At 72.8% G+C, this 15,081-nt stretch carries 12 protein-coding genes; 4 read left to right on the top strand and 8 right to left on the bottom strand.

Translation table 11 applies throughout. The features are described 5' to 3' along the window. Nucleotides 1–105 precede the first annotated feature (105 nt). A complete protein-coding gene (locus tag ACEPPI_RS14145; protein WP_373915580.1) occupies nucleotides 106–498 on the top strand; it encodes an SCO5389 family protein in 393 nt (130 codons plus the stop codon). Nucleotides 499–603: 105 nt separating this feature from the next. Here the strand turns inward: ACEPPI_RS14145 and ACEPPI_RS14140 are convergent, their stop codons facing one another. After that, nucleotides 604–1,635: an LLM class flavin-dependent oxidoreductase gene (locus tag ACEPPI_RS14140; protein WP_373915579.1), complete on the bottom strand. Its 1,032-nt coding sequence runs from the start codon at nucleotides 1,633–1,635 to the stop codon at nucleotides 604–606. 243 nt (nucleotides 1,636–1,878) lie between these two features. On the opposite strand from ACEPPI_RS14140, the gene ACEPPI_RS14135 reads away from it, so the two are divergent. Next, nucleotides 1,879–2,205 (top strand): ATP/GTP-binding protein, encoded by a 327-nt coding sequence (locus ACEPPI_RS14135; RefSeq protein WP_267012173.1) that lies wholly within the window; start codon nucleotides 1,879–1,881, stop codon nucleotides 2,203–2,205. Between the two features lie 12 nt (nucleotides 2,206–2,217). Here the strand turns inward: ACEPPI_RS14135 and ACEPPI_RS14130 are convergent, their stop codons facing one another. The 7 genes from ACEPPI_RS14130 to mce form a co-directional block, all read right to left on the bottom strand. Then, nucleotides 2,218–3,072, bottom strand: a complete 855-nt coding sequence (locus tag ACEPPI_RS14130; protein ID WP_373915578.1) for an ABC transporter permease — start codon at nucleotides 3,070–3,072, stop codon at nucleotides 2,218–2,220. Then, nucleotides 3,069–4,193: an ABC transporter ATP-binding protein gene (locus ACEPPI_RS14125; RefSeq protein ID WP_373915577.1), complete on the bottom strand. Its 1,125-nt coding sequence runs from the start codon at nucleotides 4,191–4,193 to the stop codon at nucleotides 3,069–3,071. The genes ACEPPI_RS14130 and ACEPPI_RS14125 overlap by 4 nt, the downstream gene beginning before the upstream one ends. A gap of 179 nt (nucleotides 4,194–4,372) precedes the next feature. Further along, entirely contained in the window at nucleotides 4,373–5,149 is a 777-nt protein-coding gene (locus ACEPPI_RS14120; protein WP_373915576.1) for an ABC transporter permease subunit, read from the bottom strand. Between the two features lie 2 nt (nucleotides 5,150–5,151). Beyond that, entirely contained in the window at nucleotides 5,152–6,144 is a 993-nt protein-coding gene (locus ACEPPI_RS14115) for an ABC transporter ATP-binding protein (protein ID WP_373915575.1), read from the bottom strand. Nucleotides 6,145–6,222: 78 nt separating this feature from the next. After that, nucleotides 6,223–7,161 (bottom strand): cellulose-binding protein, encoded by a 939-nt coding sequence (locus ACEPPI_RS14110; protein WP_280916187.1) that lies wholly within the window; start codon nucleotides 7,159–7,161, stop codon nucleotides 6,223–6,225. 194 nt (nucleotides 7,162–7,355) lie between these two features. After that, nucleotides 7,356–12,011 carry a polarized growth protein Scy gene (scy, locus tag ACEPPI_RS14105; protein WP_373915574.1) on the bottom strand — a complete coding sequence of 1,552 codons (4,656 nt, stop codon included), beginning with the start codon at nucleotides 12,009–12,011 and terminating at the stop codon, nucleotides 7,356–7,358. A gap of 180 nt (nucleotides 12,012–12,191) precedes the next feature. Beyond that, a complete protein-coding gene (gene mce / locus ACEPPI_RS14100) occupies nucleotides 12,192–12,620 on the bottom strand; it encodes a methylmalonyl-CoA epimerase (RefSeq protein ID WP_356209660.1) in 429 nt (142 codons plus the stop codon). 135 nt (nucleotides 12,621–12,755) lie between these two features. On the opposite strand from mce, the gene ACEPPI_RS14095 reads away from it, so the two are divergent. Both ACEPPI_RS14095 and meaB read left to right on the top strand, forming a co-directional pair. Next, nucleotides 12,756–13,958, top strand: a complete 1,203-nt coding sequence (locus ACEPPI_RS14095) for an acetyl-CoA C-acetyltransferase (protein ID WP_373915573.1) — start codon at nucleotides 12,756–12,758, stop codon at nucleotides 13,956–13,958. Between the two features lie 8 nt (nucleotides 13,959–13,966). Beyond that, on the top strand, nucleotides 13,967–14,929 hold the full coding sequence (meaB, locus tag ACEPPI_RS14090; protein ID WP_373915572.1) for a methylmalonyl Co-A mutase-associated GTPase MeaB: 963 nt from the start codon (nucleotides 13,967–13,969) through the stop codon (nucleotides 14,927–14,929). The last annotated feature ends 152 nt before the right edge of the window (nucleotides 14,930–15,081 follow it).

Here is a 15,081-nt window from a genome sequence, read left to right as displayed (position 1 = left end):
CGTGGTGAGCGGGAGGTTGCCGAGCGTGCACGCTGCGTCGCGGCCTCCCTCCCTGCCCGTAAGACTCCGGCAACCCAATCGTCCGGGGTCACGAGAGGAGAACCCATGTCGCTCGACGTCTCACCGGCCCTACTCGAACAGGCCGAGCGAGGCGAGGTCGACGAAGCCGCATTCGTCGACTGCGTCCGGACCTCCCTGCCCTACGCATGGGAGATGATCAGCTCGTTGACGGCCCAGCTGGAGGTTGAGGGCGGAGAGTTCGCCGACAACCAGACGCCGCCGCCGGACGAGCAGGCCCGTGGGCAGCTGCTGCGCGCGCTCGCGAGTGACGCGATACGCGGTGCGCTGCAGCGGCACTTCGGGGTGCGCCTGGCATTTCAGAACTGCCACCGGGTAGCGGTGTTCCCGCTCGATCCCTCGGTGGACGACCGGCTGGCCAAGTTCACGTCGATCCGCGGCCAGCTGCTCAACCAGTCGCCGGTACTGCGCGACTGCTAGCGGGACCGTACTTCGCTGCCGCTCCGTGTCGCGGGAGGTGCGACTGACACCGGAGCGGCAGCCCAGGCCCCTCCCCGGCCCCGGGCCCGCCGCGTCCCGCCCGCGTCACACCAGCAGCGGCAGGACCTCCGTGCCGAGCCGCCTGACGTTCTCCTCCGTCGCCGCGAGGTCGCCGGAGCCCTCGGTCAGCAGGGCGAAACGCGTGATCCCGGTGCGCTCGGCCGTCGCCGCCAGCCGGTCCGCCGCCAGGGCGGGGCTGCCGACCGGATGCAGGTCACACAGGAGTTCCGTGTACGCGACGGGGTCGCGCATCGCGCGCTGCCGGCCGTCCACCGTCACATGGGCGTCCAGACCCTGCCGGAACCAGCCCGGCATCGCCTTGAGCAGGGATTCCCGGGCGTCCGCCGTGCGGTCCGCCAGCTGGCACACCCCGGCCGACACGTGCCCGGCCGCCCGTACGGTCTCGGGGGAGTGGCCAGCCTCCAGCGCGGTCCGCCCCCACAGCGCGACCATCTCCGCCTTCTCCTCGTCCCCGCTGTGCATGCCCAGCAGCATCGGCAGCCCCCGCTCGGCGGCGAGGCGCACGGACGCCGGGGAGGTGCAGGCGACGATCACTTCCGGCCCCGTCCCGTCCCCGTCCAGGGCCTGCGCCGGGCAGGGTACGACGGCCACCTCGCGGAAGCCGTGCCGGGCGCCGGCCGCGCCCACCCGGGGCTCGGTCAGCCAGCGCCGCAGCAGGTCGAGGTCCTCCGGGAAACCCGTCTCGTACGCCTCCAGGCCGCCCCCGAACACCTCCAGGTCCACCCACGGACCGCCCCGTCCCACCCCCAGGGTGAACCGGCCGCCCGAGGTGACGTGGAGCAGGGCCGCCTGCTCCCCGAGGGCCACCGGGTGCGTGCTGGGCAGCACGCTCACCGCCGTGCCGACCCGCAGCCGCCGGGTCCGCCCCAGCAGCAGGGCCGCCAGGGTCACCGCCGACGGGCAGACCCCGTAGGGCACGAAATGGTGCTCGGCGAGCCAGACCGAGTCCAGTCCGGACTCCTCGCCCACCTCGGCGGTCCGCACCGCCCGGTGCAGTGCCTCGCCCTGTCCCTGGCCCGGGAACTGGGCCGCCAGTACAAACGCTCCTACGCGCATCGCCTTAGCCTCCTCGCGGCTGACGCGGCCTCCCCAGGTGGACCGACTCGTTGATGACATCAACATCTGATGGCAACAACGTCTGACACGTGCCAAAGGCACGGCCTGACAGCAAAGTTATTGAGATTGTCGGGCCGGTCCCCTCGTGGCGGCCGGCCTTCCTCCGCCACCCTGCGGGTACCCGGGCTCGCTGCGCGTAGTCTGGGAGAAAGTCACTGTCGGCCGCCCATTCGTGAGGTATACGTGTCACCGCGCCACAACCGCCCCAGGGGCGGCGAGACTCCGGACGAACGACCTGCGACCGGCCTCGACCGGTACGGCTTGGAGCGGACCGAGGAGTACCAGGGCGAGGAGTGGAAGGTCCGGCACGTGGCGGGGGCGAGCGCGGCGGGCAAGCGCTACCGCTGCCCCGGCTGCGACCAGGAGATTCCCTCGGGCACCCCGCACCTGGTGGCCTGGCCCGAGTACGGCGGCGTGGACGACCGGCGGCACTGGCACAAGGCCTGCTGGAACGCGAAGGACCGCCGCACCTCGAAGGTGCAGCGGTCCCGCAACGCGCCGAAGTACTGACCGGTTTGGGGCTCAGACGTCGCGGCGGCGCACCACCACGTACGAGGCCGCCACGGTGAGCGCGGTGACCAGGACCAGCAGCCCCAGCTGGGCCGGGGCGCTGGGGGCCGGGCTGCCGTTCATGCCGCTGTTGGGCAGACCGAAGAGCTGGATCAGCCCCACCGGCGCGTTGTAGCTGACCACGGTCAGGCCGATGCCCTTGGTGACGGGCCACATCGTCAGGATCCCCCCGAGGACCGGGGGCATGGTGACCAGGCCGAGCATGACGGCGATCGCGCCGGCCGAGTGCCGTACGAGGGAGCCGACGGCGAGCGCGAGGACGCCCAGCAGGGTCACGTAGAAGCAGCCGCCCAGAGCGCCCAGCCACTCGCCGCCACCGTGGTGGCCGGCGGCGGGGCCGCTGTGCAGGAGGGCGGCGGCGATGCCCACGAACCCCGCCGAGCCCAGGGTGACGCCGAAGGCGACCGTGCCGAAGACGAGGTACTTGGCGGTGAGCACCCGCAGCCGGTCCGGGGCGGCGGTGAAGGTGGTCCGGATCAGGCCGGTGCCGTACTCGGAGGAGACGGTCAGCACCCCGAGCACGATCACGGCGAGCTGGCCGACCATCATGCCGAAGAGGGCGGGTGCGACGAAGGGGATCGACGTGTAGTCGCCGGAATCGGTCTGGAGCACGGCGAGCAGGCCGATGCCGACGACCAGGGCCACCAGGGAGCCGAGGGTCCACACGGTGGAGCGTACGGAGGTCAGCTTGGTCCACTCCGAGGCCAGGGCGTGCCCGAGGTGGGGCCGCGGAGTGGGCAGCGGCGAGCTGTAGCCGTCGGCCCGCCCCGCGCTCGCGGGCGGGGTCGCGTCGGCGGTGGCGGTCATCGGGGTTCCTCGGGGCTGTTCTGGGCGGCGGGGGCGAGATCGGCGGCGCTGCCGGGCATCAGGAAGGGCCGGGTGCCGGCTCCGGGGGGCGGGGGAGCGAAGAAGCTCGCCGCGGTCTCGGCGGGGACCACGGGGGCCTGCGCCTCCTCCTCCCAGTCCGGGACGGTCAGCGGCTCGGGCTCCCACAGCTCCGCGCGCGGGTCGTCGGTGGAGGTGTACTCGACGGAGGGCTGGGTCATCCGCATGTAGGCCTCCTCCAGCGAGGCCCGGTGCGGGGAGAGCTCCCAGAGCCGTACGCCGGTCTCGTGCGCGAGGTCGCTGATGCGGGGCAGCTCCAGCCCGGTCACCCGCAGGGCGCCGTCGGGCTCCTGGAGCACCCGGCCGCCCGCCTTCGTCAGCGCGGTCCCCAGGATGACCCGGCCGTCGGGGCCGTTGCCCGCCGCCCGGACCCGGGCGAATCCGGCCGAGTTGTGCGTGATGAAGTCCTGGGTGCTCATGTCGGACAACAGCCGCCCCCGGCCGATCACGATCAGGTGGTCGGCGGTCAGGGCCATCTCGCTCATCAGGTGTGAGGAGACGAACACCGTGCGGCCCTCGGCGGCGAGCCGGCGCATCAGGTTGCGGACCCAGAGGATGCCCTCGGGGTCGAGGCCGTTGACCGGCTCGTCGAAGAGCAGGACCTGCGGGTCGCCGAGGAGGGCGGTGGCGATGCCGAGCCGCTGCCCCATGCCGAGGGAGAAGCCCTTGGTGCGCTGGCGGGCCGCGTCCTGGAGCCCGACCACGCCCAGGACCTCGTCGACCCGCTTCTCGGGGATCCCGGAGAGCTGGGCGACGGACAGCAGGTGCGCGCGGGCCCGGCGGCCGCCGTGCGCGGCCTTGGCGTCGAGCAGGGCTCCGACGTGCCGCTGGGCGTTCGGCAGCTCCCGGAAGGGGAGGCCGTTGATCGTGACCTGGCCGGCGGTGGGCCGGTCCAAGCCGAGGATCATGCGCATGGTGGTGGACTTCCCGGAGCCGTTGGGCCCGAGGAATCCGGTGACGTGACCCGGCTTGACCTGGAAGGAAAGCCCGTCGACGGCGGTCTTGGCGCCGAAGCGCTTGGTCAGGCCGACTGCCTCGATCATCGTGCTGCCCCTTGCCAGGCCGGGACGGCTCTCGCCCACGTACGCCTTAAGAGGATATCGAGTCCTCTCCGGTTCCCTCCCGGAGCGGATCCCTGAGGTCTCCCTGAGATCCGGCTCCGGGATGTCCCGTAGTACGGGAGGCGTCCGTCACAGGGAGGACGCCGGGCCACTCCCGTCCCTCACGCGTCGCGCTTCTTGAGCACGAGGTACCCGCCGAGTACGGCCGCCAGCACCCAGAGGAGCATGATCCCGAGGCCGCCCCAGGGGCCGTAGGGCGTCTCGGTGCTGCCCATGGCGTCCGGCACGATCTGCATGATCTTGGACCCTGCCTTGTCGGGCAGGTACTGGCCGTACTTACGGGTCGATTCGAAGCCGCTGAGGATGTTCGAGACGATCAGGAAGAACGGGATCAGGATGCTGATCGAGGCGACCGAGCTGCGCAGCATGGTGGCCACGCCCATGGAGAACAGGGCGAGGAGCGCCATGTACATGCCGGCACCGATCACCGCGCGCAGGACGTCGTCCGCGCCGAGGCCGGTGCCGTGGTCCCCCAGGATCGCCTGCCCGAGGAAGAACGACACGAAGCTGGTCAGCAGGCCGACCGCGAGCGCCAGCGCCGTGGCGACGGTGAGCTTGCCGAGCAGGAAGCCGGCGCGCGAGGGAACGGCGGCCAGCGAAGTGCGGATCATGCCCGTGCTGTACTCGGTGCTGACCACCAGCACTCCGAAGATGATCATCGACAGCTGGCCGAACGACATCCCGCTGAAGCTCAGCAGTACGGGGTCGAACGTGGCCCGCTCGACCGGCTTCATGCTGTCGAAGCTCGCGCTGACCGCGGCGCAGAAGGCGGCGCTGAAGCCGACGGTGGCGATGAAGGCGATGGCGAGGGTCCAGCTCGTGGAGGCGACCGTGCGGATCTTGATCCACTCGGACCGGGCGACGGCGGAGAAGGCCATGGTCACTCGCCGCCTTCGCGCGTCGCCTCGTAACCGGCGCCCCATGCGGGGGCGGCGGTGGCCGCGCCCGCGGGCGCCGGGGCCCCCGGCGCGTGGGCGTGGTACTCGACGGAGTCCGCCGTCATCCGCATGAACGCTTCCTCCAGTGAAGCCCGTTGCGGGCTGAGTTCGTGCAGCACGATCTGGTGCTGGGCGGCCAGCTCGCCGAGCCGCTCGGCCGTGACGCCGTCGATCTCCAGCGTCCCGGTGGCGGGCACGCTGACGGCGTCGATCCCGGCCTCGTGCAGGACGTCCTTCAGCCGCTCCTGCTGCGGGGAGCGCAGGCGCACGTAACTGCGGGAGTTCTGCTGGATGAAATCGGACATCGACAAGTCGGCAAGGAGCTTTCCTTGTCCGATCACCACCAAATGGTCCGCAGTGAGGGCCATTTCGCTCATCAGATGGGAGGAGACGAAGATCGTCCTCCCCTCTGCGGCCAGCCCCTTCATGAGATTGCGGATCCAGAGAATTCCCTCCGGGTCCAGACCGTTGACGGGCTCGTCGAACATCAGGATCTCCGGATCACCGAGCAGCGCGGAGGCGATTCCCAGCCTCTGGCCCATCCCGAGCGAAAATCCTTTCGACTTCTTCTTGGCCACCGGGGTCAGGCCGACGAGGTCCAGCACCTCGGTCACCCGGCTCCGCGGGATCCGGTTCGACTCGGCCAGGCAGAGGAGGTTGTTGTACGCGCTGCGGCCGCCGTGCATGGCCTTCGCGTCCAGCAGCGCCCCGATGTGCTTCAGCGGTTCCGGCAGTTCCCGGTAGTGCTTGCCGTCGATCCGGACCGTACCGCCGGTCGGGTTGTCGAGGTCGAGCATCATGCGCATGGTCGTGGACTTCCCCGCCCCGTTGGGGCCGAGGAAGCCGGTCACCACCCCCGGTCTGACCTGGAAGCTGAGGTTGTCCACGGCGGTCTTGGCGCCGAATCGTTTGGTAAGTCCCTCAAGCTCGATCATGCGGCCACGCTAGAACGCCGAAGGGCCGTACGCCACCTCAAAAGAGTGACGTACGGCCCTACGCCGTGCGGTCGTGTACTAGCGGCTCTGCTGGGCCGGCACGCCCCGGGACACGGGCTCGTCGTCGACGATCGGGTTGGCCGCGGCGACGGCCGCGCCGGTCAACGTCGCCAGCATCTCGCGGACGTTGGTCAGCTGCGCGTTGATGGAGTCGCGACGGTTGGTGAGCGCCGCCAGCTCGCGCTCGGACTCGCTGCGGATCCGGTCGGCCTTCGCGTTCGCGTCGGCGACGATGTCCTCGGCCTGGCGCTGCGCGGTCTCCACGGTCTGGCGGGCCCGGCGCTCGGCGTCCGTACGCAGCTTCTCGGCCTCCAGGCGCAGCTGCTCCGCCCGGTGCTCGATCTCCGCGAGGCGCTTCTCGGCCTTCTGCTGACGCGAGGCCAGGTCGCGCTCGGACTGCTCGCGCCGCTTGGCCAGGTTGGTCTCGAAGTCCGCGGCGGCCTGGGCGGCCTTGGCGCGGGTCTCCTCGAACAGGGCGTCGGCCTCCTCGCGCTTGGAGGCCGCGTCCTTCTGAGCCTCGGCGCGCAGGGTGGAGGCGTCGCCCTTGGCCTTCTCGACGATGCGGACGCCCTCGTCCTCCGCCTTCGACTTGCGGTCCGCCGCGAACGACTCGGCGTCGTTGCGCACCTGCTGGGCGGCCGACTCCGCCAGCTCACGGTGCTGCTCGGCCGCGCGACGGGCCTCCTCGCGCAGGTCCTTCGCCTCCTCCTCGGCCAGCCGCAGGATCTTCTCGACCCGGGCGCCCAGACCGGCGTACGACGGCTCCGCGTCGCTCACCTGGGCCTGGGCGTTCTGTGTTTCGAGGTGTAGCTCCTCGATCCGCTTTTCCAGAGAGTTGATGCGTCCAAGTGCGCTGTCGCGGTCGGAGACCAGCTTGGTAATGCGGTCGTCCACCTGACCGCGGTCGTAACCACGCCGCACGAGCTCGAAGCCGAAGGGGGAGGAAGTGTCGCTCATGGGGTTCCTGTCGAATGAGACCGATGAGGTGCTACGTGAGGTGTTAAGGGGAATCCTAGGCGCCCGGGCGGCGTGTCATCGAGTCAATCCGGGTTTGCCCTGGACAATGACACCCCTTTTGAGTGGCAGGACCGCAGAATGCCCGTCACTCCGTCGCCTGAACTTCCCTCAGAAGCACACATCCCATGTTCTGGCTACCCCTCTGACGCCTTGCCACCCGAACGCGTGGAACCCGCTGTTGCCCCGGCCTTCACGCCCCCCGCGCCCTGGCCACCCAATGCGGGCTTTCCGCCACCCGAAGGTGCCTCGAATGATTCCAACGCCTCAAGAACGTCCTGGACACGGGAGATCTCCGCCTGAATGTCCTCGCGCCTGCGCACCAGGACCTCCAGCTCACGACGGCCTTCGTCGACGAGCCGCTCGGCCTCCGCCTGTGCCTCGGCGAGCGCCTTCTCGGCCTGCCGCGACAGGTCGGCCTTCTTCTGCTCGGCCTCCTTGAGCAGCGCCTCGGCCTTGCGCACCGCCGCGATGCGGACCTTGCTCGCCTCGCTGCTCGCGTCCGACACCAGCTCCTTGGCCTTGGCCTCCGCCTCGACGCTCTGCTCCGTCGCCGCACGCACCAGCTTGTCCACGCGCTCGCCGGCCGACTTCATCTGCTCCGCCGACTCCCGGCGGGCGCGCTCGTGCAGCTCCTCGACCTCGGACTCCACCCGGCCGCGCAGGTCTTCCGCCCGCTCCCTTATGGCAGCGGCGTCCGTACGCGCCCCGACCAGCAGCTCGTCGGCGTCGGTACGGGCCTTCTCCACCATGGAGTTGCCCTCGACGGTCGCCTCCGAGGTGATCCGCGCGGCCTCCTTGCGCGCCGCGTCGACCATCGCGTCGGCCTGCTCCTCGGCCGCCGTGGTGGCGGCGAGGGCCTGCAGACCCGCCTCGGAGGTGAGCTTCTCGGCTTCCGCCGCCGCCTCCGTGATGAGCCGGTCCACCTGCTCCGCGGCCTCGGTACGGCGCTTGTTGGCCCCCTCGCGCGCCTCGTCCAGCAGCCGCTCCGACTCCGTACGGGTCTCGGTGCGCGTGCGCTCCGCGTCGCTCGCCGCCTCCGCCTTGACCCGCTCCGCCTCGGACCGGGTACGCGTCGCGTGCTCCTGCGCCGAGGCCAGCGCCTCCGCCGCGTCGGCGCGCAGCCGCTCGGCCTCGTTCTGGGCCTCGCCGACCGTCCGGTCGTTGTCCTTGCGGGTCTGCTCGGTGAGCTTCTCCGCCTCGGTGATGGCCTCGGTGATGAGCCGGTCCGCCTGCTCGGCGGCCTCCGTGCGGACCCGGCCCGCCTCGGTGCGGGCCTCGTCGAGCGTCTGCTCGGCCTCCCGCTCCGCACCCGCCAGGGTCTCGTTCGCCGCGACCGTGACGCGCTCCGCCTCCGCGGTGGCCTCGCCGATGATCCGGCCGCCCTCCGCCCGGGCCTCGTCCAGGGTCTGCGTCGCCTCGGTGCGCAGCCGCTCGGCCTCCGCCGCGGCCTCGCCGACCGTCAGCTCGTTGGCCGCGCGGGTCTCCTCGACCAGCCGGTCGCCCTCGGCACGGGAGTCGACCAGGATCCTCGCCGAATCCCGCTCGGCCGCGGCCAGCGTCTGCGCCGCCTGCGCCGTGAGCTTCTCCGCCTCGGTGGCGGCCTCGGTGATGAGCCGGTCCGCCTGCTCGGCGGCCTCGGTGCGCAGCCGGTTTGCCTCGGCGCGGGCCTCGTCGAGGGTGTCCGCCGCCTCGGCGCGCAGCGCGTCGGCCGCCTCCTGCGCCTCGCCGACCGTCAGCTCGTTGGCCGTACGGGTCTCCTCCGTGAGCCGCTCCGCCTCGGCGGTGGCCTCGGTGATGAGCCGGTCCGCCTGCTCGGCGGCCTCCGTACGGAGCCGGCCCGCCTCGGTGCGGGCCTCGTCCAGGGTGGCCGCGGCCTCGGCGCGGGTGGCCTCGGCCGCCTGCTCCGCCTCCGCGGTCAGCCGCTCGGCCTCCGCCCGCGCCTCGTCGACCGTCAGCGCGTTCGCGGCCAGGGTCTCCTCGGTGAGGCGCTCCGCCTCCGCCGTCGCCTCGGTGACGATCCGGCCGCCCTCGGCGCGCGAGGACTCCAGGGACTCCGCCGCCTCGCCGCGGATCCGGTTCGCGTCCTCGCGGGCGTCCGCCCGGGTCCGGGCCGCGTCGCGCTCGGACGACGCCAGGGCGTCCGTCGCCTCCGTGCGGACCCGCTGCGCGTACTCCGCCGTATCGGCGCGCAGCTGCTCCGCCTCGGCGATCGCGTCGCCGACCGTGCGCTCCGCCAGGGACTTCGCCGCGTCCGTCTCGACACGGGCCTCGCTGCGCAGGCGCGCCGCGTCCTCGGCCGCCCGCTCGCGGTCCGCGCGGGCGTCGGCGCGGACCCGGTCCGCCTCTTCCTCGGCCTCCGTACGCGTACGGTCCGCCGCGTGCTCGGCCGCGCTGCGCAGCCCCGCGACCTCCTCCTCGGCCTGCTCGTGCAGGCCGGCCACGGAGTCCCGCACCTGCTGGGCGGTGGCCTCCGCCGCCGCGACCAGCTCCGCGGCGCGGCTCTCCGCCTCCTCGGTCAGCCAGACCGCCTCGGCCTGCGCCTCCTCGGAGCGCTTGCGCGCCTGCGCCAGCAGTTCCTCGCTCTGCTCACGGGCCTGGGCCCGCTCGTTGCCCGCGTCCGTACGGGCCGCCGACAGGGTCTCCTCGGCCTCCCGGCGACGCCGCGCGGCCTCCTCCTGGGCGGCCGCGAGGGCCTCCGCGGCCTCCGCCGCGACCCGCTCGGCAGCCGCCTTGGCCTCGGCGCGCAGCCGGTCCGCGGTCTCCTGCGCCTCGGCGCGCAGCCGCTCCGACTCGGTCTCCGCCTCGGCGCGCAGCCGTACGGACACCTGCTCGGCCTCCGCACGGACCCGGCCCGCGTCCTGGGCGGCCTCCGTGCGCAGCTGCTCGGTCTCCGCCTCCGACTGGGCCCGGAGGGTGCGGATCCGCTCCGCCGCCTCGGCGCGCAGCCGGTCGTTCTCCTCGGTGGTCTCCCTGCGGATGCCCTCCGCCGCGGCGCGGGCGTCGCGCAGCGTCTGCTCCGCCGTCGCCAGCCGTCCCTCGGCGTCCGTGTGCAGGCGCACGAGCTCCTGATCGGCCTCCGCCCGCTTCGCGGCCAGGGCCTGCTCGGTCTCCTCGCGCCGCGCCCGCACGGCCGCGTCCGCCTCGGCGACCAGGGCCTCGGCGTCCTCCTCGGCGTCCGCGCGCAGCCGCTCGGCCTCCGCGCGGGTGCGCTCCAGGGTCTCCTCGGCCTGCCGGCGCAGGGTCGTCGCCCGCTCCACGGCCTCGGCGCGGACCCGCTCGCTCTCGGCGCTCGCGCCGCCGCGCAGCTCGTCCGCGTCAGACTTGGCCTTGCCCAGCAGTTCCTCGGCGGTCCGGGCCGCCTCCTCGATCTGCTGCACCGCCTCGCGGCGGGCCTCCCCGCGGATCCGCTCGCCCTCGGCCACGGCCTCCGCGCGCAGCTGCTCCGCCTCGCCGCGCAGCCGCCGGGCCTCAGCCTGGAGTTCGACGGTACGGGCCCGGTACTCCTCGGTGTCGTCCTTCGCCGCGCCCTTGAGCTCGTCGGCCGTGGCCGCCGCCTGCAGGCGCAGCCGGTCGGCCTCGGCCTCCGCCTCGCGGCGGATCCGCTCGGCCTCCTCGGACGCGGCACGGGTGGTGGCGCGGGCGTCCTCCGAGGCCTTGTTGAGCACGTCCTCGGCGGTGCGGGCCGCCTTCGCCAGCTGCGCCGCGGTGTCCTCGGCGGCGGCCGTACGGGCCTGCTCGCCGGCTTCGGTGCGCAGCCGCTCCGCCTCGGCGCGGGCGTCGGCCAGCGCCTGCTCGGCCTCGGCCTTGAGGGCCTCGGTCTCCTTGGTGGCCTCGCCGACCAGCCGGGCGACCTGCTCCTTCGCCGTGCGGGTGCGCTGCTCGTTGACGGACTCCGCCGAGGCGAGCTGCCGGGCGGCGCTCTCCTTGGCGTCCGCGAGCAGGGTCTCGGCCTCCGCGCGGGCCGTGCGCAGCGCCCCGTCGGCCTCCTGCACCCGTGCCTCGGCCACCCGGCCGAGGTCCAGGGTCTGCTGCCGGGTCTGCTCGGCCTCGGCGGAGGTGCTGCTGCGCAGCCGCTCCGCGTGCTCGGTGGCCTCCTGGGCCTGCGCCGAGGCGGCGGCGAGCAGCCGCTCGGCCTCCTTGCGGGCGCGCAGCAGCGTGGATTCGGCCTCGGTACGGGCGGCCTCCGCGTCGGCGGCGAGCCGACGGCGGGCCTCCTCCACGGTCCGGGCGGCCTCGGCGCGGGCGGCGTTCAGCGCCTGCTCGGCCTCGGCGCGGGACTCGTCCATGAGCCGGCGGGCCTGGGACTCGGTCCGGGCGCGCAGCTGCTCGGCCCAGGCGACGTTCTCGTTGACGTGGGCCTCGACCGTCTGGCGGCGCTCGTTGAGCTCCTGGTCCAGGCGCTGGCGCCGGTTGACGGCCTCGGTGTGCAGCTCGGCCTGGAGGCGCGCCTGGTGCTCGGCGTGCTCCTGGAGGATGCGCTGGGTCTGGGCCCGGGCATCGCGAAGCTCGCGCTCGGCGTCCGAGCGCATCTGGTCGGCCTGCACCTGGGCATTGCGGAGCAGCTGCTCCGCCTGGTACCCCATGTCCGCGCCGTCGTACGCGGGGCGGGACGCGAGATTGCGGCGCACCTCATGGAGCTTGGCGCGCAGCACCTCGACCTGATACCCGAGGTCCTCCGCGTGCTGGACGGCCTTCCCGCGCTCCTTCTTCAGCCGCTCCATCTCGGCCTCGAAGCGCGAGAGATGGTCGGCTTCGGCCTGATGGCTCTCCTGGCTTTCGTAGCCCCGCACAGCGCGGTCCCATCCGTCCCCTGGTCGCAAGCTCACTCCCAATTGAGCATCGCTCGCCCGCTGAACGACGCCCCCGGGGAATGGTGTCAGATACCGGGGCAGGGGTTCGGGCCCCGACCCCGTCTCCGCACCGAACCCCGGCCGAGCCAGTGCCACTCTACCGGCCGGGGAATGGGGGCATCAGTGATCAGGGTTGGAGGTGACCAGTTCGGTGAGGACTCCGTGGCAGTCCTTGGGGTGCAGGAAGGTGATCCGGGAGCCCATGGAGCCGGTTCGCGGCTCGTCGTAGAGGACCCGTACGCCCTTGCCGCGGATGGCTTCGGAGTCGCCGTCGACGTCCGCGGTGCCGAAGGCGATGTGGTGGACGCCTTCGCCGTTCTTGGCCAGCCACTTGCCCACCGCGGAGTCCTCGCGGGTGGGCTCCAGGAGCTGGAGGTAGGAGGCCCCGCCGTCGGAGGTCTCGTTGATCTTGAGCATGGCCTCGCGCACGCCCTGCTCTTCGTTGACCTCGGTGTGGAACACCTCGAAGCCGTACGTGGCACGGTAGAACTCGACGGTCTTGTCGAGGTCGAAGCAGGCGATCCCGATGTGGTCGATTCTTGTCAGCATGGGTCCAGTCCACCGCCGCGGAGGGTGGTTACGCAACGTGCCAGCGATCACACCGACTGCCCGGTGACGGCGCGGGTACTGCTCAGTACATTCAGGTAAACCCTCGTTCACTCCTCATCCAAGGGGCTGTGCCTCATGTCCGGAACGAACAACACCACTTCAGTGATCGTCGCCGGGGCCCGCACGCCCATGGGGCGTCTGCTCGGCTCGCTGAAGTCCTTCTCGGGCGCCGACCTCGGCGGATTCGCCATCAAGTCGGCGCTGGAACGGGCCGGCATCTCCGGCGACCAGGTCCAGTACGTGATCATGGGCCAGGTGCTCCAGGCCGGCGCGGGCCAGATCCCCGCCCGCCAGGCCGCCGTCAAGGCGGGCATCCCCATGAACGTCCCCGCCCTCACCATCAACAAGGTGTGCCTCTCGGGCCTCGACGCCATCGCCCTGGCCGACCAGCTCATCCGCGCCGGCGAATTCGACATCGTGGTCGCGGGCGGCCAGGAGTCGATGACCAACGCCCCGCACCTGCTGCCGAAGTCCCGCGAGGGCTTCAAGTACGGCGCCATCGGGATGCTGGACGCGATGGCCCACGACGGCCTCACCGACGCCTTCGAGAACATCGCGATGGGCGAGTCCACCGAGAAGCACAACACCCGGCTGGGCATCGAGCGCGCCCCGCAGGACGCGTTCGCGGCCGCCTCCCACCAGCGGGCCGCCGCCGCGCAGAAGAACGGCGTCTTCGAGGCCGAGATCACCCCGGTCGAGATCCCGCAGCGCAAGGGCGACCCGGTGCTGTTCACGGCGGACGAGGGCATCCGCGCGGAGACCACCGTGGAGTCGCTCGGCAAGCTGCGGCCGGCCTTCGCCAAGGACGGGACGATCACCGCCGGCACCTCCTCGCAGATCTCCGACGGCGCCGCCGCCGTGGTCGTGATGAGCAAGGCCAAGGCCGAGGAACTGGGCCTGGAGTGGATCGCCGAGATCGGCGCCCACGGCAACGTGGCCGGTCCGGACAACTCCCTCCAGTCGCAGCCCTCGAACGCGATCCTGCACGCCCTGAAGAAGGAGGGCTTGGAGGTCTCCGACCTGGACCTCATCGAGATCAACGAGGCCTTCGCGGCGGTCGCCGTGCAGTCAATGAAGGACCTCGGCGTGACCCCGGAAAAGGTGAACGTCAACGGTGGCGCCATTGCCCTGGGGCACCCCATCGGCATGTCCGGTGCCCGCGTGGTGCTGCACCTGGCGCTGGAGCTCAAGCGCCGCGGTGGCGGCGTGGGCGCGGCCGCGCTCTGCGGCGGCGGCGGCCAGGGCGACGCCCTCGTGATCCGCGTCCCGAAGGCGTAGGTGCGCGGATGACGACGGTGGACGTCCCCACGCTGGTGGCGCAGGCCCGCGAGGGCCGGCCGCGGGCCGTGGCCCGGCTGATCTCACTGGTCGAGGGGGCGTCCCCGCACCTGCGCGAGGTGATGGCCGCCCTGGCCCCGTTGACCGGTGGCGCGTACGTGGTCGGTCTGACCGGCTCGCCCGGCGTCGGCAAGTCGACCTCGACCTCGGCGCTCGTCACGGCCTACCGCAAGGCCGGCAAGCGGGTCGGCGTGCTGGCCGTGGACCCGTCCTCGCCCTTCTCGGGCGGGGCGCTCCTCGGCGACCGGGTCCGGATGTCGGACCACGCCTCCGACCCGGGGGTCTACATCCGCTCGATGGCGACCCGCGGGCACCTCGGCGGCCTGGCCTGGGCCGCCCCGCAGGCGATCCGGGTGCTGGACGCGGCGGGCTGCGACGTGATCCTGGTCGAGACGGTGGGCGTCGGTCAGTCCGAGGTGGAGATCGCCTCGCAGGCCGACACCTCGGTGGTGCTGCTGGCACCCGGAATGGGCGACGGGATCCAGGCCGCGAAGGCCGGAATCCTGGAGATCGGCGACGTGTACGTGGTGAACAAGGCGGACCGGGACGGCGCGGACGCGACGGCCCGTGAGCTCAACCACATGCTGGGCCTGGGCGAGGCCCGGGGCCGGGAGGACTGGCGGCCGCCGATCGTCAAGACGGTCGCGGCGCGCGGGCAGGGCATCGACGAGCTGGTCGAGGCCCTGGAGAAGCACCGGGCCTGGATGGACGAGCACGGGGTGCTGGACGGGCGCCGTGCGGCGCGTGCGGCCCGCGAGGTGGAGACGATCGCGATCACCACCCTGCGCGGCCGGCTGGCCGACCTGCACGGGGACGCGCGGCTCGACGCGCTGGCCGTACGGGTCGCCGCGGGCGAGCTGGACCCGTACGCGGCGGCGGACGCCCTGCTGGACGGCCTCGCGGAGGGCTGAGCGGGGCCCGGGGCCCGGCGCCCGAGGGGGAAGTGCGCAGTGGGGGGGGGGGGGGGGGGGGGGGGGGGGGGGGCCCCGCCCGCCGCCGCCCGGGCCGCCGGGCCCGGTCGGGGCGGCGCTGTTTGGTCTGGTGGCGGCGTCCAGAGCCTCGC

This window comes from Streptomyces sp. AB3(2024) (assembly GCF_041862025.1).
Taxonomy (GTDB): Bacteria; Actinomycetota; Actinomycetes; order Streptomycetales; family Streptomycetaceae; genus Streptomyces.
Note: the sequence above shows the minus strand (reverse complement) of the source record. Positions and strands in the feature narration are given on the sequence as shown.